General features: G+C 36.1%; 27 protein-coding genes and 1 pseudogene. 12 read left to right on the top strand and 16 right to left on the bottom strand.

All coding sequences use genetic code 11. The annotated features are described in order from the left end of the window. Nucleotides 1–161 precede the first annotated feature (161 nt). Nucleotides 162–548, top strand: coding sequence for a Fic family protein (locus AC3RV6_RS15045; protein ID WP_489746805.1), 387 nt, complete (start codon nucleotides 162–164; stop codon nucleotides 546–548). Between the two features lie 172 nt (nucleotides 549–720). Here the strand turns inward: AC3RV6_RS15045 and AC3RV6_RS15040 are convergent, their stop codons facing one another. Beyond that, nucleotides 721–1,185: an ASCH domain-containing protein gene (locus AC3RV6_RS15040; protein ID WP_489746804.1), complete on the bottom strand. Its 465-nt coding sequence runs from the start codon at nucleotides 1,183–1,185 to the stop codon at nucleotides 721–723. 314 nt (nucleotides 1,186–1,499) lie between these two features. On the opposite strand from AC3RV6_RS15040, the gene AC3RV6_RS15035 reads away from it, so the two are divergent. From AC3RV6_RS15035 to gloA, 4 genes are all read left to right on the top strand, one after another. Continuing rightward, nucleotides 1,500–1,664: a hypothetical protein gene (locus AC3RV6_RS15035; protein ID WP_489746803.1), complete on the top strand. Its 165-nt coding sequence runs from the start codon at nucleotides 1,500–1,502 to the stop codon at nucleotides 1,662–1,664. A 41-nt stretch (nucleotides 1,665–1,705) separates the two neighbouring features. Further along, the gene (locus AC3RV6_RS15030; RefSeq protein WP_489746802.1) at nucleotides 1,706–2,179 is read left to right on the top strand and encodes an IS3 family transposase; all 474 of its coding nucleotides are present in this window, start codon (nucleotides 1,706–1,708) and stop codon (nucleotides 2,177–2,179) included. A gap of 548 nt (nucleotides 2,180–2,727) precedes the next feature. Beyond that, on the top strand, nucleotides 2,728–3,429 hold the full coding sequence (gene gloB, locus AC3RV6_RS15025; protein WP_489746801.1) for a hydroxyacylglutathione hydrolase: 702 nt from the start codon (nucleotides 2,728–2,730) through the stop codon (nucleotides 3,427–3,429). A gap of 161 nt (nucleotides 3,430–3,590) precedes the next feature. Further along, complete coding sequence (gene gloA / locus AC3RV6_RS15020) at nucleotides 3,591–3,971, top strand: lactoylglutathione lyase (RefSeq protein ID WP_489746800.1); 381 nt, start codon at nucleotides 3,591–3,593, stop codon at nucleotides 3,969–3,971. A gap of 88 nt (nucleotides 3,972–4,059) precedes the next feature. Here gloA and rlmD read toward each other — a convergent pair. The 6 genes and pseudogenes from rlmD to AC3RV6_RS14990 form a co-directional block, all read right to left on the bottom strand. After that, nucleotides 4,060–4,674 (bottom strand): annotated as a pseudogene (gene rlmD, locus AC3RV6_RS15015) (23S rRNA (uracil(1939)-C(5))-methyltransferase RlmD). 28 nt (nucleotides 4,675–4,702) lie between these two features. After that, on the bottom strand, nucleotides 4,703–4,993 hold the full coding sequence (locus tag AC3RV6_RS15010) for a hypothetical protein (RefSeq protein ID WP_489746799.1): 291 nt from the start codon (nucleotides 4,991–4,993) through the stop codon (nucleotides 4,703–4,705). Nucleotides 4,994–5,296: 303 nt separating this feature from the next. Further along, a complete protein-coding gene (locus AC3RV6_RS15005; RefSeq protein ID WP_489746798.1) occupies nucleotides 5,297–6,238 on the bottom strand; it encodes an anti sigma factor C-terminal domain-containing protein in 942 nt (313 codons plus the stop codon). After that, complete coding sequence (locus AC3RV6_RS15000; protein WP_489746797.1) at nucleotides 6,231–6,737, bottom strand: RNA polymerase sigma factor; 507 nt, start codon at nucleotides 6,735–6,737, stop codon at nucleotides 6,231–6,233. Before AC3RV6_RS15000 ends, AC3RV6_RS15005 begins: the two co-directional genes overlap by 8 nt. A gap of 221 nt (nucleotides 6,738–6,958) precedes the next feature. Further along, nucleotides 6,959–7,171, bottom strand: coding sequence for a hypothetical protein (locus AC3RV6_RS14995; protein WP_489746796.1), 213 nt, complete (start codon nucleotides 7,169–7,171; stop codon nucleotides 6,959–6,961). Nucleotides 7,172–7,464: 293 nt separating this feature from the next. Continuing rightward, nucleotides 7,465–8,031 carry a hypothetical protein gene (locus AC3RV6_RS14990; protein ID WP_489746795.1) on the bottom strand — a complete coding sequence of 189 codons (567 nt, stop codon included), beginning with the start codon at nucleotides 8,029–8,031 and terminating at the stop codon, nucleotides 7,465–7,467. Between the two features lie 699 nt (nucleotides 8,032–8,730). Between AC3RV6_RS14990 and AC3RV6_RS14985 the strand changes: the two genes are divergently transcribed. Then, nucleotides 8,731–8,865: a hypothetical protein gene (locus AC3RV6_RS14985; protein WP_489746794.1), complete on the top strand. Its 135-nt coding sequence runs from the start codon at nucleotides 8,731–8,733 to the stop codon at nucleotides 8,863–8,865. A gap of 364 nt (nucleotides 8,866–9,229) precedes the next feature. Here AC3RV6_RS14985 and AC3RV6_RS14980 read toward each other — a convergent pair whose 3' ends face one another. Further along, complete coding sequence (locus tag AC3RV6_RS14980) at nucleotides 9,230–9,886, bottom strand: B3/B4 domain-containing protein (protein ID WP_489746793.1); 657 nt, start codon at nucleotides 9,884–9,886, stop codon at nucleotides 9,230–9,232. 56 nt (nucleotides 9,887–9,942) lie between these two features. On the opposite strand from AC3RV6_RS14980, the gene queG reads away from it, so the two are divergent. Together queG and trmL are read left to right on the top strand one after the other, a co-directional pair. After that, complete coding sequence (gene queG, locus AC3RV6_RS14975) at nucleotides 9,943–11,064, top strand: tRNA epoxyqueuosine(34) reductase QueG (protein ID WP_489746792.1); 1,122 nt, start codon at nucleotides 9,943–9,945, stop codon at nucleotides 11,062–11,064. Nucleotides 11,065–11,093: 29 nt separating this feature from the next. Continuing rightward, a complete protein-coding gene (trmL, locus tag AC3RV6_RS14970; RefSeq protein ID WP_489746791.1) occupies nucleotides 11,094–11,567 on the top strand; it encodes a tRNA (uridine(34)/cytosine(34)/5-carboxymethylaminomethyluridine(34)-2'-O)-methyltransferase TrmL in 474 nt (157 codons plus the stop codon). Between the two features lie 298 nt (nucleotides 11,568–11,865). On the opposite strand, the gene AC3RV6_RS14965 is transcribed toward trmL, so the two are convergent. Next, complete coding sequence (locus AC3RV6_RS14965; protein WP_489746790.1) at nucleotides 11,866–13,167, bottom strand: NCS2 family permease; 1,302 nt, start codon at nucleotides 13,165–13,167, stop codon at nucleotides 11,866–11,868. Nucleotides 13,168–13,316: 149 nt separating this feature from the next. On the opposite strand from AC3RV6_RS14965, the gene AC3RV6_RS14960 reads away from it, so the two are divergent. After that, on the top strand, nucleotides 13,317–14,141 hold the full coding sequence (locus tag AC3RV6_RS14960; RefSeq protein ID WP_489746789.1) for an aldo/keto reductase: 825 nt from the start codon (nucleotides 13,317–13,319) through the stop codon (nucleotides 14,139–14,141). Nucleotides 14,142–14,184: 43 nt separating this feature from the next. On the opposite strand, the gene AC3RV6_RS14955 is transcribed toward AC3RV6_RS14960, so the two are convergent. From AC3RV6_RS14955 to AC3RV6_RS14940, 4 genes are all read right to left on the bottom strand, one after another. Then, nucleotides 14,185–15,021: an RluA family pseudouridine synthase gene (locus AC3RV6_RS14955; RefSeq protein WP_489746788.1), complete on the bottom strand. Its 837-nt coding sequence runs from the start codon at nucleotides 15,019–15,021 to the stop codon at nucleotides 14,185–14,187. After that, a complete protein-coding gene (locus tag AC3RV6_RS14950; RefSeq protein ID WP_489746787.1) occupies nucleotides 15,021–15,494 on the bottom strand; it encodes a thioredoxin family protein in 474 nt (157 codons plus the stop codon). The genes AC3RV6_RS14955 and AC3RV6_RS14950 overlap by 1 nt, the downstream gene beginning before the upstream one ends. A 1-nt stretch (nucleotide 15,495) precedes the next feature. Then, complete coding sequence (locus AC3RV6_RS14945) at nucleotides 15,496–15,921, bottom strand: disulfide oxidoreductase (RefSeq protein WP_489746786.1); 426 nt, start codon at nucleotides 15,919–15,921, stop codon at nucleotides 15,496–15,498. Between the two features lie 130 nt (nucleotides 15,922–16,051). Further along, the gene (locus AC3RV6_RS14940) at nucleotides 16,052–17,386 is read right to left on the bottom strand and encodes a hemolysin family protein (protein ID WP_489749280.1); all 1,335 of its coding nucleotides are present in this window, start codon (nucleotides 17,384–17,386) and stop codon (nucleotides 16,052–16,054) included. A gap of 485 nt (nucleotides 17,387–17,871) precedes the next feature. Between AC3RV6_RS14940 and AC3RV6_RS14935 the strand changes: the two genes are divergently transcribed. Continuing rightward, complete coding sequence (locus tag AC3RV6_RS14935) at nucleotides 17,872–19,614, top strand: ABC transporter ATP-binding protein (protein WP_489746785.1); 1,743 nt, start codon at nucleotides 17,872–17,874, stop codon at nucleotides 19,612–19,614. A 1-nt stretch (nucleotide 19,615) separates the two neighbouring features. Then, the gene (locus tag AC3RV6_RS14930) at nucleotides 19,616–21,364 is read left to right on the top strand and encodes an ABC transporter ATP-binding protein (RefSeq protein ID WP_489746784.1); all 1,749 of its coding nucleotides are present in this window, start codon (nucleotides 19,616–19,618) and stop codon (nucleotides 21,362–21,364) included. 47 nt (nucleotides 21,365–21,411) lie between these two features. Here the strand turns inward: AC3RV6_RS14930 and AC3RV6_RS14925 are convergent, their stop codons facing one another. Together AC3RV6_RS14925 and AC3RV6_RS14920 are read right to left on the bottom strand one after the other, a co-directional pair. Next, nucleotides 21,412–21,564 carry a hypothetical protein gene (locus AC3RV6_RS14925; RefSeq protein WP_489746783.1) on the bottom strand — a complete coding sequence of 51 codons (153 nt, stop codon included), beginning with the start codon at nucleotides 21,562–21,564 and terminating at the stop codon, nucleotides 21,412–21,414. A gap of 51 nt (nucleotides 21,565–21,615) precedes the next feature. Continuing rightward, entirely contained in the window at nucleotides 21,616–21,819 is a 204-nt protein-coding gene (locus tag AC3RV6_RS14920; protein WP_489746782.1) for a YheE family protein, read from the bottom strand. A gap of 72 nt (nucleotides 21,820–21,891) precedes the next feature. Here AC3RV6_RS14920 and AC3RV6_RS14915 point away from each other — a divergent pair, with 72 nt between their 5' ends. Further along, the gene (locus AC3RV6_RS14915) at nucleotides 21,892–22,281 is read left to right on the top strand and encodes a ferritin-like domain-containing protein (RefSeq protein ID WP_489746781.1); all 390 of its coding nucleotides are present in this window, start codon (nucleotides 21,892–21,894) and stop codon (nucleotides 22,279–22,281) included. Nucleotides 22,282–22,317: 36 nt separating this feature from the next. Here the strand turns inward: AC3RV6_RS14915 and AC3RV6_RS14910 are convergent, their stop codons facing one another. Then, nucleotides 22,318–23,094, bottom strand: coding sequence for an ABC transporter substrate-binding protein (locus AC3RV6_RS14910; protein WP_489746780.1), 777 nt, complete (start codon nucleotides 23,092–23,094; stop codon nucleotides 22,318–22,320). Nucleotides 23,095–23,190 lie beyond the last annotated feature (96 nt).

Below are 23,190 nucleotides of genomic sequence, written 5' to 3'. Positions count from 1 at the left end.
TTGAAGAACAAAAAAAATTCCTATTCGGAGCTTAATATAGTGTTGCATGAGCATCTCACGAAATGTGTTGAACTCCTTTCATTTAAAGTAGTTGTACACTAATACCTTCAGAATTTTAATAATGGTATAATTAAAATACAGAAATAAGGGTGGTGGTGTACATGAGCCACTTAATAGAAAAGATGACATATGAATATTTAGAGGATTTTTTGGTTCGTTTAGCACATCATTCAAGTGCAATTGAGGGTAATACAATTACGTTACCAGAAACAGTGACAATCATACTAAATGACACGCTTCCAAATAACGCAAACATAACTAGAAGAGAATTTTACGAAGTATATTCTCACCAACAAGCATTTGAGTATCTTGTGCATTCGATAGAAAATAATAAACCTTTATCAGTCTCTATCATAAAAGAGATATATGAAAAGTTAACGGATTGGTTGCAACATGATAAAGGGCAATTTAAAACTGAGGATAATTATATAAAAGGGGTAGAATTCTCAAGGGAATCACCTGAACAAGTACCACAATTAATGGATTAGTTAATTGGAAACTTGAATTATCATTTGGAAAATGTAGGAACGTTGAAGTTTATAAAAATGCTGCGAAACGTCTCAAAAATATAAAGAAAAAGCATCAATGAAATCAATTATGATTTCATTGATGCTTTTTTAAGAATGAAGCTTAGCTTACTTCACAATCGCCCCCGAATGCTTAAGGCATAACCGGCTGTTCATCTTTTACATGAATCACTTCAAAGCGTTCACAAACAAGAAGCATATCCTCCGAAAATTCAAGTTCAATCGAATTTAGTTCTTTTCTAAAGAATTCCTCATGTGCTTCCCACCAATATCGGTAAGTCCTATCTCCTTCGCCTTCCGCAATAGCAAATACCTCACTGACCTTATTCATTGGAGTTATCGTAACTTCTACAGTCTTAGTGATTGCTACGGGTTTATCGTCACTGTTTAAAATAATATTGTAAGCTTCCGTTGCTGGAAGTGGTTCATTCTCAAGTTCATAGAAAATGTGACCTGAACATGTTGCAGTTTTAATGCCGTCAACTACTAAACCTGCAAGGTAATCAGGTGAAACCCCGAATTGCCATGAACTAACAGATTGTGGTTTTTCTTGATTCCCCCAATATTCATCCCAGTATGCTTGTGTAGCTTGATTCATAATTATTACCCCCGTTAGTTTTATCTTTATCGAACTAAATGGCCCGATTTTAGTACGATCCTTATTAAATAATCAGCACCCTTATCTAGCATAAACAATTCACTATTCTCCTATGTACCTCTGGATAGTCTACACTTAGTTAGACAATAAAATTAAGGGCATGTAGAATCATACAAAAGAAGTGAGGAGATCTACTATGTCCAGCAAAAAGAAGAACTATTTCAACAGATTTTAAAAAAAAAGTCGTCGCGCTCTATTAAAATGGGAAAAGCCGACAAGCGATCACCGAGGAATATCAATTAAAGCCATCTGCATTGGATAGATGGATCAAACAATTTAAGGCGTCTGGTTCTTTCAAAGAGAAAGACAACAGAACTGCAGAAGAACAAGAAGTAATTGAACTACGTAAGCGAAATAAACAACTTGAAATGGAAGTTGATATTTTAAAGCAAGCAGCGCTGATCATGCGACGAAAATAGAGGATATTCAAAAGAATCGCCACAAATATTCGGTATCAGCAATGTGTAAAATCCTTCAAATCGCACGTAGTACCTTCTATTATGAAACTGAAATATCCGCTCAAAAAGAACAAGAAAAATTAGAAGAAGAACGCCTATTAAAAGAACATATTACGAAAGTTTTTAATAACAATCACAAAGTGTATGGCACTCGAAAAATAAAGATTGAATTAGATAAAGAGGAAGCATTATTTCCAGTCTCCAGACGTCGAATTGGACGTTTAATGAGCGCGCTAGGCCTTGAATCAAAGTATGCCGAACCATCTTATAAACCAATGGCGACAAGCTCTAATGAAGAATCTATTCGAGATGTATTAAACCGAGAATTTGAAGTGGACAAAGAAATGTCCGTGTTAGTCAGCGACTTAACGTATGTAAAAGTAGGACGCCGCTGGTATTATGTTTGTTTTTTAATTGATTTATATAATCGTGAAATTGTCGGGTGGAGCGTTGGTGCACAAAAGACGCAGCCCTAGTTCAACGTGCCTTCGATTCAGTTAACTATCCATTGGGAAGTGTGAACTTGTTTCATACAGACCGCGGTTTAGAATTTTAAAACGTTGGAATCGATGAGCTATTAAGTGATTACAAAATTACGAGATCTCTTAGCCAAAAGGGAAACCCTTATGATAATGCGGTGGCAGAAGCCACATTCAAGATTTTAAAAATTAAATTGATTAACGGCGCGAAATATCAAACGCTTGATAACTTCGATAGACCAATGGCATTACTTAAAATGAAAATGTTTTTTGCTGGAAGGTTTACTCCTTCTAATAGAGTGGATGTACAAAAGATGTTTTTTATTAATATTCATTAAAGCGGTTCAATCTTTTCTCAAATCATTTGTGGTTCTCTCCAAAATGATAGGATTAAGGATTGAATTACAGACAGAGGAAGTTGTTTCCTTCATGTATATTAATAATCTCTGTGTTATGATAGTAGGCTAAACTAAAACTTGTCGGTGCAAGGGGAAAAATAGTCTCCAAACCGCAAATTAAATATATAAAAGAGGAGGAATCATAAGGTGATTATTCATCCAATCAAAGCCTTTTCTGATAATTATATATGGTGCATTCAAGAAGAAACAGAGGCAGTTGTGGTTGATCCAGGAAAAGCAAGAGTTGTCCTTGATTACCTTGAAGAAAAGCAGCTTCGTTTGGCGGCCATACTTTTAACTCATATGCATGAAGATCATACCGGCGGGGTACGGGAGATTCTAGCCAGTCATCCGGAAAGTCTTGTTTATGGACCGGAAGAAACGAAAGACTTGGTGAATAGCGTTGTAAAGGAAGGGGACTTCTTTAACTTGTTGGGCCAAACTTTCCAAGTCTACGAATCAGGAGGCCATACGCAAGGCCATATCAGTTTTTTAATGGACAATAATCTCTTTTGCGGGGATGCCTTGTTTTCAGCTGGATGCGGTCGGGTTTTTACCGGCAATTACGAAGCTCAATATGAAACTTTGCAGAAATTTAAGCGCTTAGATAATGATATAAGTGTTTATCCCGGTCACGAGTATACCGATACTAATTTACGTTTTGCATACGACATGCATCCGGAAAATAAAAAAATTTCCAAATCATTGGAAGAAGTCCAGGAATTGCGTGCTAAAGGACAGCCAACACTTCCGACAACAATCGGCAGGGAGAAGGAAATAAACCTTTTTCTGCAAGCAGAAACATTGGAGGACTTTATCGAATTGCGTAAAGCCCGTGATGACTTCTAGAACAATTACTGGGTTGCTTTTTGCCGAATGATATATAACGAAAATTGAAAAGACAAGAATTATAAAAAAGGTACAGTACCTTCCAGGAAGAAATCGCATCAAGTGTACTTATATAGTATCTATGATAAGATAAGATCAATAAAATTATGGAGGATGATACAATGAACCAAGTGCTCGTTGAAATTTGTTTACGTGTTAGAGACATTGATGCTACTTTAGATTTTTATACTGAGCTTTTTGATTTTGAAGTAGCCAGTCGCAGAGAATTCCCTGATGATAAATTTGATTTAATCTATCTAAATTCACCAGGTTCTTCAGTACAAATAGAACTTACTTATAATTATGATGCAGATCCATATGTTATAGGAGATGGCTTCAGTCATTTAGGCGTAACAGTAAATGATTTAGAAGAAATGCATGAAATTTGTAAAGCTTCTTCTTATGAAACAGGTGAATTGAGAGGACTTTCAGGTGGAACACCTTCTTACTTCTTTGTTACTGACCCTGACGGCTATAGAATCGAAGTAAAGCGTAAGAACTAAAACGTTCTAAATACAAAAATAATTGTAAAAAGCCTAACCCTCGACCCTCTAATTACAAAACAGAGAAACGAGGTTTAGGCTTTTATTATTATGTCGTGTCATTTCTCGTTAGGAGAGTGACTGTTTCAATATGATTTGTTTGCGGAAACATATCGACAGGCTGTATGCCTTTAACTTGATATCCGTGTTCAACTAAAAATGCTAAATCTCTCGCCTGTGTTTCTGGATTGCAAGAAATATAAACGACTTTTTCGGCTTTAGTTTTCACATAGAAGTTAGAAACGCTTCGTCGCTACCTGCTTGGAGTATCCATAATGACTGCAACAACCGCTTCGTTTTTTATTGCCAGTTTGACCATGAATTTCCCAGCATCTGCTCGGTGAAAACGTACGTTGTTAATGTTATTCCGTTTTGCATTCATAACCACGTCTTTTACACCATCATTATTGATTTCTACTCCAATAACTTCTTTGACTTGATCAGCAACGATTAAAGAAATTGTTCCAATTCCTGAATAAGCATCGATTATTTTTTCATGCCCTTTAAAATCAGCCATCTCTATCGCTTTTTTATACAAAACTTCTGTCTGTGTTGGATTGATTTGATAAAATGATTTTGATGAAATTCGAAAACGCAGCCCACAAAGGATGTCCTCGATAAATCCTTTCCCATAGATAACGGATTCGGTTTCCCCTAAAATCATGGATGGATGTATCTTTCTTATTTACATTTTAAATGCCCGTTATTATTTGAGGATGTTTCTTCTTCAAAATACTGACAAAGTTTTTCCTGCCATGGAACATAGAGTCCGATATAATTAAAACAACCATCACTTCTCCAGTTGCGTAGCCGGTCTTAATTAGCACATGCCTTAAAAATCTCTGGCCGGTATCTTCATTATAATGTTTCATTTTATATTTTTTCATAATGCTTTTTATCGTCTTCATGATCGGATCTGCGATTGGATCTTGGATTAGACATTTGTCAATATCGAAGATGTCGTGGCTATTGGTTTTATACATCCCAGCAATTATGCTTCGGCTTTTAGTTGTTGAACAATCGCACCCGGAATCTGGAATAGCGTTAAACCCGTTGATTTACGTTCCAGCCGTACGCTTTCCGGAGGGCGTGGCTTGAGCCGCTTCCTTCGCTTCGCTACATCCAGGGTCTCAAGGCACACGCTAATCCTCCCGGAGTCGACGGCTTGCACTTCAATCAACTAAGAGTCTACTACTTAAATAAATGCCCCTTTTAATGAAAGAAGATAACATATCTAATATTAATAAAAGAATCATTATTCCAGTGCCCTTCAAACATGAAATCCATCAATAATTATCAATGACGCCGCCCAATGAAGATGCTTTAATGAATGGCTTTTTGATGATTTCTTCTATTTCATTCTTTGTACCATAAATGACGATTCCTAATATTTCTACGTCATTCATCTTTATATCTTTCAGTATGTTGTAGGCGTTTTTGTGTTCATGAAAAAAACTTGTCCGTAAATGATTTAAGAAGTCTTTATATTCATAATCCAATTTAATCGTTGAAAAGATAGCAGAGTTTGTAGAAAATCCTAAGGCTTCATTCTCTCCAATAAAAGTTGAAGACCAATCGTGTTCTTTCGCTTCTTGTTTGAATGTTTTTAGTTGACGATCACCATAGGTATTTATCCAAAACCAAGTCATAGCAGGAAGTTCAAATAAAGGTATTTCACTCTGTTTATATGGCTTATCAAAAGAGAGTGCTACTTCGTAAACTTTATCACCTTCCATACGATTAATCAGATCTTCATCATTTTTATATTTTTTATACGTAATATTTGGGTGGAAAAATAGCAGTTCTCGCCAGCCATTTTCTTTATAGCCGAATTGCCAGTCCTCTCCATTGGTTCCTATATTGCCGCCAGCACCTCTTGAAATTAAGTGTGACGGGATCAAACCGAATGAATATTGGTTTTGTTCGATAATGACTGGCTTTATTTTCATGTCTTTAGAAACTTTATAGTTACTCTGTCCTCCTAGAAGTCCTGCCGAATCCTTGGTTTCACTGATGTAGCCGTTGGGCGTACTAAGACGGACGTAAGAATCCCATTGTTTAAATGCCTTTTCGCTAAAGTAAACAGAAATAGCAAAGTTGGCTATAGTGAGCACGATAAACACAATAACTGAAACGAAAACAATCGTTAAAACGGATTTTCTTTTCCCTTTTTTTATTGCCTTTTTTATCTTCTTCTCATCAAAAACATCCTCTGTAAATTCATCCATGTAAATCCCTCCACTTCTCTTGAAATTCTTTTCTTGCTCGAAATAAGTAGGTTCTAACTGTTTCTTTCTTCATTCCCAATAATAAGGCGATTTCATTATAACTAAGCTCAAGCTCATATTTTAATACAAGTAGCTGTCTATAAACCTCTTTCATTTTCTCTAACGTAAGTGAGATTTCCAGATTCATTTCGAAGTTTAAGACACTTGACTCAGTATCTTGATCACCCGTAAAGTTATTCCAGAAATGATGATCATTAATTGAAATCACTTGTTCTTTTCCTTTTTTCTTCAACTTCTTTTTGAATTCATTCAGAGCAATGGTGAAAATATATGAAAGGGCTTTATCGGATGAAACACCGCTACTATAGGCGATATATTTCATATAACTTTCTTGAACAATATCTTCCGCATCTTCATGACTACAGCCATTCTTTTTTAAATAAAAATAAATCATTTTCGCCTGCTTGTTATATATTTCTAATAAAAACTGAGAATCCATAGTTCCTCCTTTCTAACGCCCTTCACTAATAAAGAGTCTTTGTCATTGAAAAAGTTTACAACTAAAAAAAAGAAAATTAAAACATGGAATTTTACAGTCTGAGTAAAAGGTGATAAAAGACAAAATCAAAGCTTATGTAATTGATATTCCTCATTTATGAAACAATTACCCGAACTAAAAAAGCTACTCTTCTTATTGAAGAATAGCCCCTGATTCTGGTATTACGAATTCATATCGCAATCAAAATAAGTTATACTGAGCACTGATTTTTCAACGATAGGTAAACCGCCTTTGTCGTAACAACCATTAGACATTGCACGATTTTCGCTATAAGTAAAATACATTTGTGAAATTACTGAAAAACCAACTACGACCATCAAAGTTGAAATTGTAATTGCAACTCCTTGCTTTGACATCAACTGTTTAATCTTCAAAATTTAATCACCCCTTTTTATCAAACTATCATAGTGCCTCAAAATGGCCCGTTAATGGCATAAAATTTGTGCAACAATCGCACCCGTTAGTTGAGTGGTACAAAATTCAAATTTATTTATCAAAAAGTTCACAAATTAACAGGGATTCAAACATTCTTTCAACACTGATAGTGTTCAGTAATTAGCAGTACCATTGTGATGCTTTTTTCTAACTTGCTAGGGTTAACTTATAACTTTCCTATCATAATAAGCGTATTTGATGTGCTGCATTTAAGTAATGCTGCAACTGATTTTCACTTTTCACTATCCACATAAAAATCAATTTGTGCTTCCATAGATATTTCTTCATCTTTGTCTGTTAGAGTGAAATTTGTACGTCCATTTACGACATAATGACCACTTGGGTACTCATGTTTCATAACTTGTTTCATAAACTCCTTGTACTCTTCTTTATCGTCGTAAGCATAGCCTCCAACACCTCTAACTTCTTGACGCATCGGTTCACCTTTCTTTAGTTTTGTACGTACTAATTGCAAACCTACCGGGTTTTCTATTTCATAATTTCTTGTTGTTTCAGTCATAGGAAAGGAAAATGCTGAACTAGCATGATTGATTTCAACTTCATCTCCTTTTCCTATATACTCCAACTCAGCGTATATCTTCACATCTTCACCCTCGTCATAGTGATTTTTCTCAGCAACGAGTCTATAGATAAAGTCACCCTCGCTTGCTTCTGCCTTGTTGCTAAGTTTTTTCGAATTAGGTGACTCTGGCTTCTCTTTCACTTGCTCTGTTTGTTGGCAACCCAACAAACCAAATGTCATCAATACAATTGTTATTATTAAAGTAATATTTTTCATTCAACATTCCTCCTTTCTTTTTTAGACTCTTAAAAATAGATAAAGTTACAAACTTCTGTTATTTCCTAACTACAGCATTTGGATCACTTTTTCTTTATTTTAGTTTGATAAAACAAGCATTTAGCAAAAACAGTAGTTGCTAATACAACTGCTGAAAACCTTTTCATAATAACCTTCACTACAAACGTTCATTTATCTATCTTAAGAACACACCTAATTAAGTAATGAATCCATAAAATGGCCCGTTTGTTGAATAGTCATATATATAATACTCTCCGTTGCTTGAAGTGTAGGCGCCGACTCCGGAAGGATCAGCGTGAGCCTTGAGACCCTGGACGGAGTGAAGCGAAGGAAGCGGCTCAAGCCACGCCCTCCGGAAAGCGTGCGCCGGAACGCAAAGCAACTCTTCTAGGAAGGCTCCTGTCAATGGCGGGTTTGCGGCATATTGATTCCATTATACATTATATAAACACTTCAATACATTCAATTTATTTACCATAATTAATTTAGACAAACTAGAAAAAGATAATTTTATGTAGGATCGACTTTGAACTACTTTATTTCAAGACTTTTGATTCTTTCAATTTAAACTCTTTTAATAGAAGGAACATGTTTAATCGAAAGAGATGGGGAACATGGCGATTATAATTCCTTTTAAAAACTAGACACAAATTAGAAACAGAAAATGCAGTTAAAGTTATGCGGGATTGGGAAGCACATTTAGAATGGGAAGAAAAGAATTGGCATAATGTAATTGCTAAAGAAGAAAAAGAACAATCCTTGTCACAGGAAGAAATCAACTGGCTTAATAATTGCCTTAGTGAAGAAAAATAATTAATATAAAAGTTATTCAAACGAAGCTTAACTATTTATATGTTTTAACATATTTCGGCATGTTGTAAAATAACACATGCAATAAAAAACTTGTTTATTAAAAACCCCATTGGCGAATATTTTAGGGAGATATTTGTATAAAAAAACGTTTACTCTGTCAAAAGAGTAAACGGCTACAATACACACTAAAATGATCTTTCAAAATTTTACACAAGAATTATCGAGAGTGTTGTACTTACAGCATCCATAGACGTTAATAGAAACCGGCCACGGGTATTAAAGAAAAAAATAAAGCTTTCGTTGAAAGCATCCTCGATATATTTACTCAGGATAGTATTAATTAATTACGCCGAGGCGTAATTAATTATAGGGTAAGAGAAGGCTGTCCGTGATGTAAGATATGCGTTTCGCTAGCCCCACCGCTAATATCCGTGAACATTTTTCCACATCTAGTTGTTAGTACGAATGATTCATCGATGCCCATCGAGGGGCGTAGAAATACAATTTGTATTGCTTCAGTTGTATTTTCCGTTGATGTTGTCCGAGTAGAATTGATGAATGGGCTACCAAAGGAATTGATATCATCTTTTAATGTTAAACTATTACTTTCAACATCTTCAGTACCTAATTCAAGGATTACATCACCTTGAATTTTATTAGCGTCGTAAACACCAATTGGTATTTCGTATTGTAATGTGAAAAAGTTATTTAAATCGATTGCAGAGTTATAAGTATTTAAGTAATTTTGTTTCTTAATTTGCTTCAGTAATGCTTCCGTATATAGTTGGTTGTGATCTGGGTCAATATCTAATAAAGTACATACTTCGCGCCATTCTTTTATTCCCAAGAAATTCGTGATAGGTTTATCTAATAGATCGAAATAGAGATGTTCTTGAAATAATTGTAGTCGACCTTTTAGCATTTGAGGAGATTCTGATACGGTAATTTTGGTATAATGATTAATGCCTACTTTTAGATTTGGAACTTTTTCGAATAGTGATGAATCTAAATGAATTTTCATGGTTATCATCCTTTACCTGATATGATTTAATTTTAACATAGAGAAGGTGGTTCTGTATGAATATCGTTGAGTTGCAGCATGAGGTAATGGCTTATGCGGAATCGATAGGAATCGATAAGATAGGTTTTACAACTGCTGCACCATTTAGAGAGCTGAAAAATCGATTGAAGCGTCAACAAGAGCTTAAGTTTCAGTCAGGCTTTGAAGAGAAAGATTTGGACAAAAGAACTGAGCCGGCGCTACTCTTGGATCAAGCGGAAAGTATTATTGCAATTGCGATTGCTTACCCATCGCGAATGAGTAATTCGCCAAAAGGAAAAAAAGGGGAGCGACGGGGTATTTTTTGCCGTGCTTCCTGGGGGACAGATTATCATACTGTTTTAAAAGAACGTTTGAATTTACTTGAGGAATTTATTTTAACGCTTGTCCCGGAAGCGAGATTGCGTTCGATGGTTGATACAGGAGAGCTTGTTGATAGAGCGGTTGCAGAGCGCGCGGGAATTGGATGGTCTGCAAAAAACTGTTCAATTATTACGCCAGAGTTTGGTTCGTATGTCTATCTTGGCGAAATGATTACGAATATCCCATTTGCCCCTGACGAGCCGATGGAAGATGAATGTGGTGATTGTACGCTTTGTCTAGATGCATGCCCTACAGGCGCCCTTATACAAGGTGGACAGCTTGATGCCCAACGCTGTATTGCGTTTCTAACGCAGAGCAAGAAATCTATCCCTGAAGAGTTTCGCGCGGAGATTGGGAATCGTGTTTACGGGTGTGATACTTGTCAAACAGTATGTCCGAAGAATAGAAAGAAACATAATTTACATCAAAATGTATTTCAACCTGAATTGGAACTTGCGAAACCACTTCTTCAGCCGCTACTAAGATTATCGAATCGACAATTTAAGGAAGAATTCGGTCATATGTCGGGGTCTTGGCGTGGAAAGAATCCAATTCAGCGCAATGCAATTTTAGCGTTAGCTCATTTTAAAGAAGCAGCAGCTGTTCCAGAACTAGTTGAAATGTTAATGAGTGATCCTCGTCCCGTGATGCGTGGGACAATAGCCTGGGCGCTTGGGAGAATTGGGTCAGAGGATTGTTATGCTGCAATAAAGGAAGCACTTTTAGTTGAGGACGACGTTGATGTACGATTTGAATTAATGGAAGCAATGAAATAGGTAGACTTTAGAATAGAGGACGTGTTGAAATGGCTATACATGTAGCATTATTTGAACCACAAATTCCCGCGAATACTGGGAATATAGCAAGAACTTGTGCAGGTACAGGTGCAAAACTTCACCTTGTGAAACCATTGGGATTTTCTACAGAAGATAAAATGTTGAAGCGCGCTGGACTTGATTATTGGCAGCATGTAGATATTACTTATCATGAGGGAATAAATGAGTTATTTACTGCATTTCCAAATGCTCAATTCTACTTTTTAACAAAACACGGAAAAAAAACATATTCGGATTTTGATTTCTCGAATGTTAATGAAGATATCATTTTTGTCTTTGGGAAAGAAACGACAGGTCTGCCTGATGCTGTCATTAAGAATAATGAAGAGCATTGTTTACGTGTACCAATGAATGAAAATATTCGGTCGCTAAATTTATCAAATACAGCTGCTATACTAATTTATGAGGCGTTTCGTCAGCAATCATTTCCAGGTTTAGATTAAAAAAAGGTACATGCGCATTTTGGCATGTACCTTTTACTATTAAAATTATGTTGGTTGGTGACCTTTTTTGCTCTTTGCACCAGGCTTGTCTTCATATCCACCAGTCAGTATTGCAACTAGGAATGAAACACAAATTCCTAAAATTAAGATAAGTTTCATTTCGCAAACCTCCTATAAATTCAATTGTACTATGCTTAGTATACCCTATATTATAAAAAATTGTAATGTTCTGTTGGAAAAGTTGTGACAGAGTTTAGAAATATTTTATTCTAAACGCATCTTTCATACTGAGCGTTATTTAATGAGGTAAGAACATAAGTTGATAAATAAATAATAATGCAAAGATATAAAGAAGTAGCGGAACTTGTTTCCCTTTACCTTTTGCTACTTTCATAACTGGATATGCTATGAAGCCTAGTGCAATTCCTGTTGCAATGCTTGACGTCAACGGCATAGTCAAGATGATTAGAAAAGCTGGGAATGCTTCATCAAATGAATCCCAATCAATATGCTTAACGTTACCAATCATTAAGCTCCCAACGATTATGAGTGCAGGAGACGTAATTGCGGCTACGCCTGATAAAGCACTTACAAATGGACCGAAAAATGCTGCAATGATAAACAAAATAGCGACGGTAAGCGTTGTAAGACCTGTGCGTCCTCCTACTGCTACGCCGGAAGATGATTCTATATATGCAGACGTTGGACTAGTCCCGAACATTGAACCGACTGTTGTAGCGATTGAATCTGCTAGAAGGGCTTGTCTTGCACGTGGTAAAGTTTTCCCTTTCATTAAACCTGCCTGCTTTGCTACACCAATCATTGTGCCTGTAGTATCAAAAAGCGTTACGATTAAGAATGCAAACACAACTCCGTATAAACCATGTGAGATAACGTCTTGGACTGCAACAATTGGGTTCCAAACTATTATGCCTTCTGGTAAAGTTGGAATTTGCCATAAACGTTCGTTAAATTTCAGCTGCCCTGTAAAGAATGCTAGAATACCGGTTAAAATCATGCCGATAAAAATAGAGCCGTAAACATTCCGTGTCATAAGAATCACAGTAATAAAAAGTCCGAATAATGCCAGTAGAACTGGTGGAGAAGTTAGCTCTCCGAGTTTAACTAAATTAGTCTCGTGAGCAACAACTAAACCGGATAGTTTTAAACCAATAAAAGCGATGAAGAGTCCAATACCAGCTGTAATTCCGTGCTTTAAATTTTCAGGGATGGCTTCAATAAGTTTTTCCCTGAAGCTAGTCATAGAGAGAATAACAAATAGGATACCAGCGACGAATACGGCAGAAAAAGCAGTCATATAATCAAGCTGTCCATTGGATGCTAGGACGACGGAAGTGAAATAAGCATTCAATCCCATGCCGGGTGCAATTGCAATCGGATAGTTAGCGAATAAAGCCATCCAGAGTGTTCCTATTACTGCTGCAATAATTGTTGCTAGAAATACTTGATCAAATGGTACACCAGCATCGGCAAGTATGATTGGATTTACAATAACAATATATGCCATTGTCAAAAATGTCGTCATTCCTGCTAGTACTTCGGTTTTTACGTTTGTTTTTAACTTTTTCAAATGAAACAAAAGGTTTTTCCTCCTAAAAGACGAACGATATAAACTACATTAACAATAATATTCGTTTTTGTTCATGACTGCAAGAAAAAACGAGTAATCTTTACAATATATTTAAGTAAATTGTACAATTAGATTATCTAGAAATGGGGGCATATATAATGACAAAATTGTTTAATGGAATAAAAACACTTCATAACGGCATTACAATACCACAACTGGGACTAGGTGTTTATAAAATGACTGATTCAGAGGAGGCATATGAATCAATTACTTACGCTATACGGAATGGATATCGCGCTATTGATACGGCGGCAATTTATGAGAACGAGAAAGAAACTGGGGAAGCAGTTAGGAATTCAGGCGTTACTCGTGAAGAATTATTTATCACGTCGAAAGTGTGGAATACAGATCAAGGATATGATGCAACATTACGTGCTTTCGAATCATCACTTGAAAAACTAGGACTTGAGTATCTTGATTTGTATTTGACGCATTGGCCTGTTAAAGATAGCTTTTTGGATACTTATAGAGCGATTGAGCGACTATACGATGAGAAACTTATTCGTGCGACTGGGGTTTCTAATCATCACGCTCACCATCTTGAAAAGATATTCTTAAAAGCGAATGTTTTACCGATGGTTAATCAAATTGAAATTCATCCAAGACTAACACAGGTGCCACTTCGTGAATTTTGTCATGAGCATAATATTGCAGTAACTTCTTGGTCACCACTTGCAAGAGGTCAGTTGTTAAATGAACCAACGTTACAAAATATAGTGAGAAAATACGAGAAAACACCTGCACAAATAATTATTCGTTGGCATTTACAAAATGATTTAATTGTTATTCCTAAGTCTGTAACACCCGAACGTATTACTGAAAATATAGAAGTAGGGGATTTTAAGTTATCAGTGGAGGATATGACCTTGATAGATGCGCTAAATTTAGATGAGCGTACAGGTACAAATCCTGATAAGTTTTGACGATAAAAAATGCCTAAGAGAAATTCTCTTAGGCATTTTTTTATTATTCTATTGTCAGGTTTTTAAGAGTAATCGGATGGATGAATGATAGTGATGTAGCATTCAAACGATATTTGCCATCTTTTGTTTTGCTGCCGTCATAAAGAACATCACCGACAACTGGGTGACCAAGATGCGCCAAGTGAACGCGAATTTGATGTGTACGACCAGTTTCAAGTTTGGCCTCAACCATTGTTGTATCTTCTTTACGCTCAATAATGCGGAAGTGTGTAACTGCAGATTGGCCAGAAAGGGAAACCCGCCTCCTAGCAGTTTGATGACGGTCTCTTCCAATAGGGAGTTTAATTGTGCCTTTTGGTTTTTTGAGTAACCCGTCCACTTCCGCTTGATAGGTCCGCACAATTTCATTTTGTTCAAGCATACGATCAAAGAGTGTTTTTGCAACAGGATGTTTGGCGATAAGTAGAACGCCCGCTGTTCCTTTATCTAATCGATGGATATGCTCAGCATATACGCCACCATTTTTTATTACATAAGCCATCACCTGGTTCATCAACGTACCAGTTTTAAGTTTATCGTCTGGGTGAGTAGCAATGCCAGCTGGTTTTTTCACTGCAAGAATATGTTCATCTTCATAAATAACTTTGAGTGTTGATGTTTCTTCTGGAATATACGTAGATTTAGTATCTGGAAATACAAAGTTTAAAGTTGTTCCAGCAGGGAGGGGTAAACGCCAGTCAATGGGCTCGCCGTCTTCGCCTGTAACACTTTTCTCCATACGCATTGAGTGAACCATCTTTTTTCCAGCTTGCCATTGGTCTCTTAGTATACCTTCGATTGTTAAGCGGTCTTCAAGTGTTTCATATTGGAATGATGTCATTATTTTGTAGCCTCATGTTCTTCGAAAAACAAACGAATATTTTCTTCAGGTTGAAGTCCTACTGTGCGACCCGTTTCTTTCCCATCTTTAAAGTGGATAAGTGTAGGTGTAGCCTCAATTTCATAAGGTTCAGCTTCTGAATTAAATTCAAGTAAATTGTATTGAAGGACATCTACTTTCATTTCATCTGCAATAGGCATCATGACTGGTGTCATTTCCATGCAATAGCCACATTCAGGACTGAAGAAGTAAGCAGTAACAGATTCTCCAGAATCAATTTTCTTTTTAAGATCATTAGGTAAGATAATATTATTGTAATCATCATTACCAATTAAACCTATAGTGGATTGCTCAAGTTCTTTCGTACCATAAGGATTGTCCTTCAATTTTGCATCATTTGATTTGTTTGTAAGAACGATGATAAGAACAAATATGACGATGACTACAGCTGCAATAGCAAATAGTTTTTTCAAGTTATTTCGACCCCTTTTGCCATTTCATTATGAATAGGCTAGTAATTGCAATAAATAAAAATGTGACTAATGCGAGAAAAGGAATAGTGATAAAACCTAAATAGTTTACGTATTGACCAGTACACGGGACTAACCCACAAGATGGGGCATTATCACTTAGAAAGCTCAATTTTTGAATACCATAATGGTAAAGCGAAGTGCCAAATCCAATGAAAGCAAAAACTGCTATTGTTAAAGCAATACGAGCATTCTTTTGGAACAATGCAATTCCTGAAATTAGAATGATTGGATACATAATAATTCGCTGATACCAACAAAGTGTGCAAGGTTTAAATCCACGCACTTCAGAAAAGTACAAAGAACCTAGAGTGGCAATAAGTGATAGTGTGAAAATGAGAAGAAGTCCATTTTCAAAGCGTTTTTGCATAAAATCCTCTCCTGCATTAAAGTTACATCTACGATTATAAGCTGTAGACGGATACAAGTAAATTAATCTTCCCTGTATGAATTGACATAAAAATACGACTCCTTTTAAAAGAGTCGTAATATATCTAAGTCTATATAATTTCTTCAGGAACAATATTGGCTTCTTCAGGAACATATTTTAATACTTCTAAGTAGAGAATATGGTGTCCATCCATATCTTTTACCATAAACTCATACCCTTGTTCAATTATCTTTTCACCCTTTATTGCTTCAAAACGTTTGGTCATAAACCAGCCACCAATTGTGTCGATGTCTTCTTCTTCAATAGAGATGTTAAGAATATCATTTACGCTTTCAATTAGCACTTTTGCATCTAATATAAAGTGGCTTTCACCAATGTTTTGTACTTCGGGTACTTCATCTGTGTCAAATTCATCTTGTATATCCCCGACGATTTCTTCCAAAACATCTTCCATCGTAACTAATCCTGCTGTGCCTCCGTATTCATCAACTAGAATAGCCATATGAATTCGTTCACGTTGGAATTTTAGTAGTAAATCACCAATTGGAATGTTTTCAATTACGTGAATGATAGGTTGGATATAATCAGTAACAGGTTTATTTCCCGTTGAAGGATCCTTAATAAATTCTGTTAATAAGTTTTTCATGTTAACGAGTCCAACAATATGATCCTTGTCCCTATCTGTTACTGGATAGCGTGTGAATTGTTCGACGCCTATCATATCGAAAACTTCACGTAAGGTCATTTTGTTTTCTATTGATACCATTTCAGTCCGGGGTGCCATTACTTCTTTAGCAACTCGGTCATCAAATTCGAATATTTTATTAACATATTTATATTCTGATTGATTAATTTCGCCGCTTTTAAAGCTGTCTGATAAAATCATCTGTAGTTCTTCTTCTGAATGGGCAACTTCAGAATCAGATATTGATTTAAAGCCTAAAATTTTTATTAAAAGTCGTGCGGAACCATTCATGCCTTTAATGATTGGGTACATAAGGCTGTGAAATATAATAAGCGGTTTAGAAAAGAGTAGTGTAATTTCCTCCGCTTTTTGAAGAGCTATCGTTTTAGGTGCTAATTCTCCTACAACGACATGTAAGAACGTCACAAATGAAAATGCTATACCGAAGGAAAGAATGGAAGCCATGCTTACTGAAACATCAAATTCGGCTAACAATGGCTGTAGCATGAGTTTTACAGTTGGTTCTCCCAGCATACCGAGTCCAAGTGCTGTAATGGTAATGCCTAGTTGACATGCCGATAAATATTCGTCTAGGTTATTTAATACTTTTTTAGCACTTAAAGCACGACGATTACCTTCCGTGACGAGTTGATTAATTCTTGTTGTTCTAATTTTTACAATTGCAAATTCACTCGCAACAAAAAATGCGGTGAGAGCGATCAAGACAGCAAATGCTGTCAATCGTATGGGAATTTCCAAATAGTTACTTTGTTTCAAACCTGAGATAGATTGATTTACTCTATTTAAAGAGAATAAATACAATTTTTCTGACAGGGGAAACAAAGTGTACACCTCCTGTATTGATAAATCGTTAGATAAATTCTATGATAAATTACTTAGAGGAAAAACACAATTGGAACCTCTTATTTTTTTGTTCTATTGAAAGATAAATAATAGCCATTATTGTTTTCTTTAATTATTTCTAAATGTATTGACAATTATAAATTGAGAATGGTAATCTAATATTATTAGGGACTCGAAATAAATAGGAGGTATGGATGATGAATAATATTAATACTGTTTGTATAAATTTAATAGTTATCCGTATCTCTCTGTTTTATAACTTTTGATTATTTATAAATTGAAGGGGCATGGTTGCCGTTTCAATTAGTTGAGCACACGCTTAAGTATAGAAGCGTGTGCTTTTTTCTATTTTGATTTAAAAGAATTGGAGTGGAATATTGATGTTTGATGTTTTATTTAAATTGAAATGGTTTTTTAAAGAGAACCGTAAGAGGTATACAATTGCATTGATGTTATTGTTAGTGACAAATGTACTTGTTGTTTTGCCGCCATTAATAATAGGAAATGTAATAGATTCAATCTATACAGAGTCATTAACAACGAAGATGCTAATGTTTTTTATCGTAGCAATGCTTGCAATAATGACAATATCTTATGTGAGTAATTATGTCTGGCAATATCAGTTATTCGGTGGTGCTTACGTTATTGAGAGACAGTTACGCACTCGTTTAATGCGCCATTTTTTGAAAATGACACCAACTTTTTACGAGAAAAATAAGACCGGTGATTTAATGGCACGGTCAACGAATGATTTACGCGCAATATCAGAAACTGCAGGCTTTGGAATTATGACATTGATTGATTCAACAGCATATTTAGGAATTCTGATTTTGACAATGGGTTTCGTCGTCTCGTGGAAATTGACTCTTTTCGCAATACTCCCTTTACCGGTACTTGCATTTATCATGCAAGTACTAGGGAAGAAAATTCATGAGAGATATATGGTTTCGCAAAAAGCTTTCGGCGATTTGAATGATGAAGTACTTGAAGCAGTTGCAGGAGTTCGAGTTGTTCGGGCTTATGTGCAAGAACGTGCCACTGAAAGCGTGTTTGCAAAAATGACGGAAGATGTCTATGAAAAAAACATGCATGTCGAGAAAATTGACGCACTCTTTATGCCCATATCTAAGGTGCTGACGGCATTAACTTATATGATTGGACTTGGATACGGGGCTTATCTCGTATCGTTAGAAGAAATAACGCTTGGTAATTTGGTTACATTCAATGTCTATCTTGGATTAATAGTTTGGCCAATGTTTGCGATAGGAGAATTAATTAACGTTTTACAAAGAGGGAATGCGTCCCTAGACCGAGTGATGGAAACATTGGATTATGAAGAAGATGTAAAAGATCCTGAAAAAGCGCAAGAAAGTGCTAATAATCCAGGAGACATAGGGTTTCGCGATGTAGTCTTCACGTATCCAACTTCAATGTCAGTAAACTTAGATCATATAAAATTGAATTTGTTGCGTGGCGATACACTTGGCATTGTGGGGAAAACGGGAAGTGGGAAGACGACATTTATTAAACAATTGTTACGTGAATATCCACTAGGTGAAGGTCAAATAACATTTGATGGAACGCCAATTCAATCAATGACGAAAGATCAAGTAAGGGATTGGATTGGTTATGTTCCGCAAGAACATGTTTTGTTTTCGCGTTCAGTGAGAGATAATATTTTGTTCGGACGTCCAGATGCCACTGAAGAAGAAATTCAACAATCTATTCGACTATCTTATTTTGAGAAAGATCTTGAGATGCTTCCTAGAGGGCTTGACACGCTGGTCGGGGAAAAGGGAATTGCTTTATCTGGCGGACAGAAACAACGGATTTCAATTGCACGTGCTTTAGTGAAAAATCCTGAAATTCTATTATTGGATGATTCTTTATCTGCTGTTGATGCGAAAACTGAAGCGAAAATAATTGAAAATATACAAACTGAACGTGCTGGTAAAACAACTATCATTACGACACATCGTTTGTCAGCGGTCCAGCATGCAGATTGGATTATTGTAATGGATGATGGACGGGTAATTGAAGAAGGTAACCATGAGACTCTGCTCGCAATGAACGGCTGGTACAAGGAACAATTCGACCGTCAGCAGATTGGGGAGGTTGAATAAAGTGAGTACTGGGAAACGTTTAGTGCGCTATGCGCTTGATTATAAAAAAATATTAATGATTGGTTTGGTTCTTTTAGCATTTGCTGTAGTTGCTGATTTGATGGGGCCGTTAATTGCTAAAGAAATAATAGATGAACATATTGCTGGTGCTGCTAATGGCGGAATTGAATTTGCACCAATCCTAAAACTGTTAGCGTTATTTTTCATACTCGCAGTAATAACAGCTGTGTTAAGGTACTTCCAGTATTTATTACTGCAGCAAGCTGCTAATCGTATAATCCAAAAGATGCGTAATGAATTATATGCACATATTCAAACATTGCCAATTCGTTATTTTGATGATTTGCCAGCAGGTAAAGTAGTCGCAAGGATAACGAATGATACTGAAGCCATTCGGAATCTTTATGTAACTGTTGTATCGCAATTTGCGATTAGTGGTATGTATATGGTTGGAATTTTTGTCGCTTTATTCTATTTGGATCCGAAGATGGGCGCCATTACTTTATTTATCCTACCAATTTTGTATATTTGGATGAAGACTTATAGGAAGTTTGCTTCTAAGGTTAATCACATTATCCGAGGCAAAGTAAGTGATATGAATGCAATGATTAATGAATCGATTAACGGCATGACTATCGTTCAAGCGTTTCGCCGTGAAAAACAAATGGATGATGAATTTGCGGAGTTGAATGATGAACATTATCGTTACCAGAATAAGTTATTAAATGTAGAAGCGGCGACGTCACATAATCTAGTGGACATGATACGCTCGTTGACTTTTGTATTTTTTATATGGTATTTCGGTGGTGCATCAATTGGTGCAGAAAGCATTGTTTCCGTCGGGATGCTTTATGCTTTTGTTGATTACATTACGAGATTATTTAACCCAATTACAGGTGTAGTCAATCAGTTTGCACGTCTTGAGCATTCACTTGTTGCAGCGGACCGCGTCTTTAAATTACTAGATAGAACTGGTGAAGCAGTTAGTGATGAAAAGATTGAGCGCTACGAAGGAAATGTGAAATTTGATGATGTTTGGTTTGCTTATAAAGATGATGAGTATGTATTAAAAGATATTTCATTTGAAGCGAAAAAAGGGGAGACTATTGCACTTGTCGGGCATACCGGTTCAGGTAAAAGTTCAATTATGAATTTATTGTTCCGTTTCTATGATGCATCGAAAGGAACCATTACGATTGATGGGATGGATATTAACAAGCTACCGAGACAAGTGATCCGTGCCCATATGGGGATAGTGCTACAAGATCCTTATTTATTTAGCGGAACTGTGGAATCAAATATCACTTTGGACGATGCTCGCATAACAAGTGAGAAAGCACGCCAGGCGTTAGATGCGGTTGGTGGAGATCGTGTGTTGAAACATTTACCGAAGGGGATTGAGGAGCCAGTAGTTGAAAAAGGGAGCACACTTTCATCTGGCCAACGTCAACTTATATCCTTTGCTCGAGCACTTGCCTTTGATCCTGCAATTCTCATTTTGGATGAAGCAACGTCGAATATTGATACTGAGACGGAAGAAATCATTCAACATGCGATGGATGTACTGAAAAAGGGGAGAACGACATTTATCATTGCACATCGATTATCGACGATTAAAAATGCAAACAGAATACTCGTGTTAGAACGCGGAGAGATTGTTGAGAGCGGCTCACATGATGAGCTTTTAGCGTTAGGCGGACAGTATGCTAACATGTACAAGCTCCAAGCAGGAACGTCTAAAGAGTCATAATAAATTGAGAAAGCTCCCTACATAAATAACTTGTAGGGAGCTTTCGCTTATTCGCCTCTTTTATATTGCGTCTCTTTCCAAGCGTTTTGTTCATTTGGAATGTGGTCTTTGTCTTCGAATACATTTTCTGTTTTTTGATTTTGTACCCTTAATTGGTCTTGTTCTTTACGAAGTTCTTCTGGCGATTTTTCTTTATCCATTGGAAACCTCCTCCATGTAGTTGAAGTTAGTATCTCCGATATTAGTCGAAATCAATCATAGACGTGAAAAATCATTAATTCGTGGACCATATTTTTTAGGTTTTCTTCATCGGTGGGTGTTTCATTTGTCCATTTAATCTCTCCGTCAGGTAAGTATTCTCCTGTATATCTGGTGTTTTTAAAGAAAAATGAAAAAGTCCAGCCTGGTAATTGTTTATTTTCATACATTGGTTTGTAGTTGAAATGTTGAAGCAAATTAATTCCCCTTTCATAACATGTCGTCCAACCGCATAAAATAAAGATAATGAAATGCGAAAGGATGCTGATTTGTTTACAGAACAATTAAAGCAGTCCATTGAGGACAAATACAAGAGTTTTCATTTGTATAAATCGATGTTTGAGCTAACGAACGATCGACTGTGGAAAGATTTTATTAAACACGTCTATGAAGATGAAAAAAGTCACTATGAAATGTTTCAACAACTTTATTATATGATGACAGGGAAGTTTGTACAAAATCCTCGACAACCACTCCCGTGTTATGATTTGAAAGAGTGCTCGAAGCAAGCACTTGTGAATGAACTTGAATCTGTTGAATCGATTAAAGTAATGCTTCTTACAATCCCAACACAAAAGGCATATAACCCTTTGTTTATCGCATTACACGATGATATGGAACATGCTATACGTTTTTCAACAATATACAATGCTTTATAAATTGCGTGAATAATAGGTTCTAATACAGTTTATGTGTTAGAACCTTAACTTTTTTAAGTAATGAATAGCATCTAGCATTCTTGGACCATACCAAAACATTTCGCCATCAACAACTTTGGGTTCAACGTCTGGCATCATCTTTAAAAATTCAGCTTTGTGCTTGTCCTTATATGGATAAGGCTCAGAAGCGAGCAATACATAGTCAAGCTTAGCATTTGCAAAATCATCTTCAGTAACTGATGGATATCGTCCTTCAAATTCAACAAAAGGATTGATAAAACCCATTTCATTTAACACAGACTGAATATATGTATCCTTGCCGACAACCATATATGGCTTTTTCCAAATGACATAAGCCGCGCGTTTTCCTTCAACGTTTTGAAAGGACATGAATTGGGCTTGAATTAATTCCACCAAACTTGTTGCTTCTTTTTCCCGGTCTGTTAATAGGCCTATTTCATGAATCATGGTGTAGGCTTCGTCAATAGACTGTACTTCTGCGACATATACGGGGTAAAATTTTTCTAGTGTTTGCATGATTTCTAGTGTATTCTCTTCTTTTTCAATAATGATTAGATCAGGTTTTACTTCATGGATTGCTTCAAGATTAATATCCTTAGTACCTGCAACGGTTCGAACCATTTCAACTTTATCTTTAGGATAAATACAAAATCTGGTGCGACCGACAATCTCATTTTCTAAATTTAGCGAGAATAATGTATCTGTAATACCCGGACAAAGCGTCACAATCCTTTTCGGTGGAAAATTGTACTGGATGGTTCTTCCAAGTTGATCAATGACTTCTTTTTTCATCGTATCACTTCCTTAATTTCTATTTATATTTCGAAAATGAATAGGTGTATTAAAAGTTTGAACTTGTAGCATTAGCTTATCATTATAGAACTTTAT

Source organism: Sporosarcina sp. So3-204, assembly GCF_058068165.1.
The sequence above is the reverse complement of the archived record's forward strand: the minus strand, read 5'-3'. Positions and strand labels throughout refer to the sequence as shown.

Bases quoted from the DNA above. Each gene is read 5' to 3' on its own strand.
- AC3RV6_RS15045 (WP_489746805.1), top strand. From the start codon at position 162: ATGAGCCACTTAATAGAAAAGATGACATATGAATATTTAGAGGATTTT.
- AC3RV6_RS15040 (WP_489746804.1), bottom strand. From the start codon at position 1,185: ATGAATCAAGCTACACAAGCATACTGGGATGAATATTGGGGGAATCAA.
- AC3RV6_RS15030 (WP_489746802.1), top strand. From the start codon at position 1,706: ATGTGTAAAATCCTTCAAATCGCACGTAGTACCTTCTATTATGAAACT.
- gloA (WP_489746800.1), top strand. From the start codon at position 3,591: ATGAACCAAGTGCTCGTTGAAATTTGTTTACGTGTTAGAGACATTGAT.
- AC3RV6_RS15010 (WP_489746799.1), bottom strand. From the start codon at position 4,993: ATGTATAAAACCAATAGCCACGACATCTTCGATATTGACAAATGTCTA.
- AC3RV6_RS15005 (WP_489746798.1), bottom strand. From the start codon at position 6,238: ATGGATGAATTTACAGAGGATGTTTTTGATGAGAAGAAGATAAAAAAG.
- AC3RV6_RS15000 (WP_489746797.1), bottom strand. From the start codon at position 6,737: ATGGATTCTCAGTTTTTATTAGAAATATATAACAAGCAGGCGAAAATG.
- AC3RV6_RS14990 (WP_489746795.1), bottom strand. From the start codon at position 8,031: ATGAAAAATATTACTTTAATAATAACAATTGTATTGATGACATTTGGT.
- AC3RV6_RS14985 (WP_489746794.1), top strand. From the start codon at position 8,731: ATGCGGGATTGGGAAGCACATTTAGAATGGGAAGAAAAGAATTGGCAT.
- AC3RV6_RS14980 (WP_489746793.1), bottom strand. From the start codon at position 9,886: ATGAAAATTCATTTAGATTCATCACTATTCGAAAAAGTTCCAAATCTA.
- queG (WP_489746792.1), top strand. From the start codon at position 9,943: ATGAATATCGTTGAGTTGCAGCATGAGGTAATGGCTTATGCGGAATCG.
- trmL (WP_489746791.1), top strand. From the start codon at position 11,094: ATGGCTATACATGTAGCATTATTTGAACCACAAATTCCCGCGAATACT.
- AC3RV6_RS14960 (WP_489746789.1), top strand. From the start codon at position 13,317: ATGACAAAATTGTTTAATGGAATAAAAACACTTCATAACGGCATTACA.
- AC3RV6_RS14955 (WP_489746788.1), bottom strand. From the start codon at position 15,021: ATGACATCATTCCAATATGAAACACTTGAAGACCGCTTAACAATCGAA.
- AC3RV6_RS14945 (WP_489746786.1), bottom strand. From the start codon at position 15,921: ATGCAAAAACGCTTTGAAAATGGACTTCTTCTCATTTTCACACTATCA.
- AC3RV6_RS14935 (WP_489746785.1), top strand. From the start codon at position 17,872: ATGTTTGATGTTTTATTTAAATTGAAATGGTTTTTTAAAGAGAACCGT.
- AC3RV6_RS14925 (WP_489746783.1), bottom strand. From the start codon at position 21,564: ATGGATAAAGAAAAATCGCCAGAAGAACTTCGTAAAGAACAAGACCAA.
- AC3RV6_RS14910 (WP_489746780.1), bottom strand. From the start codon at position 23,094: ATGAAAAAAGAAGTCATTGATCAACTTGGAAGAACCATCCAGTACAAT.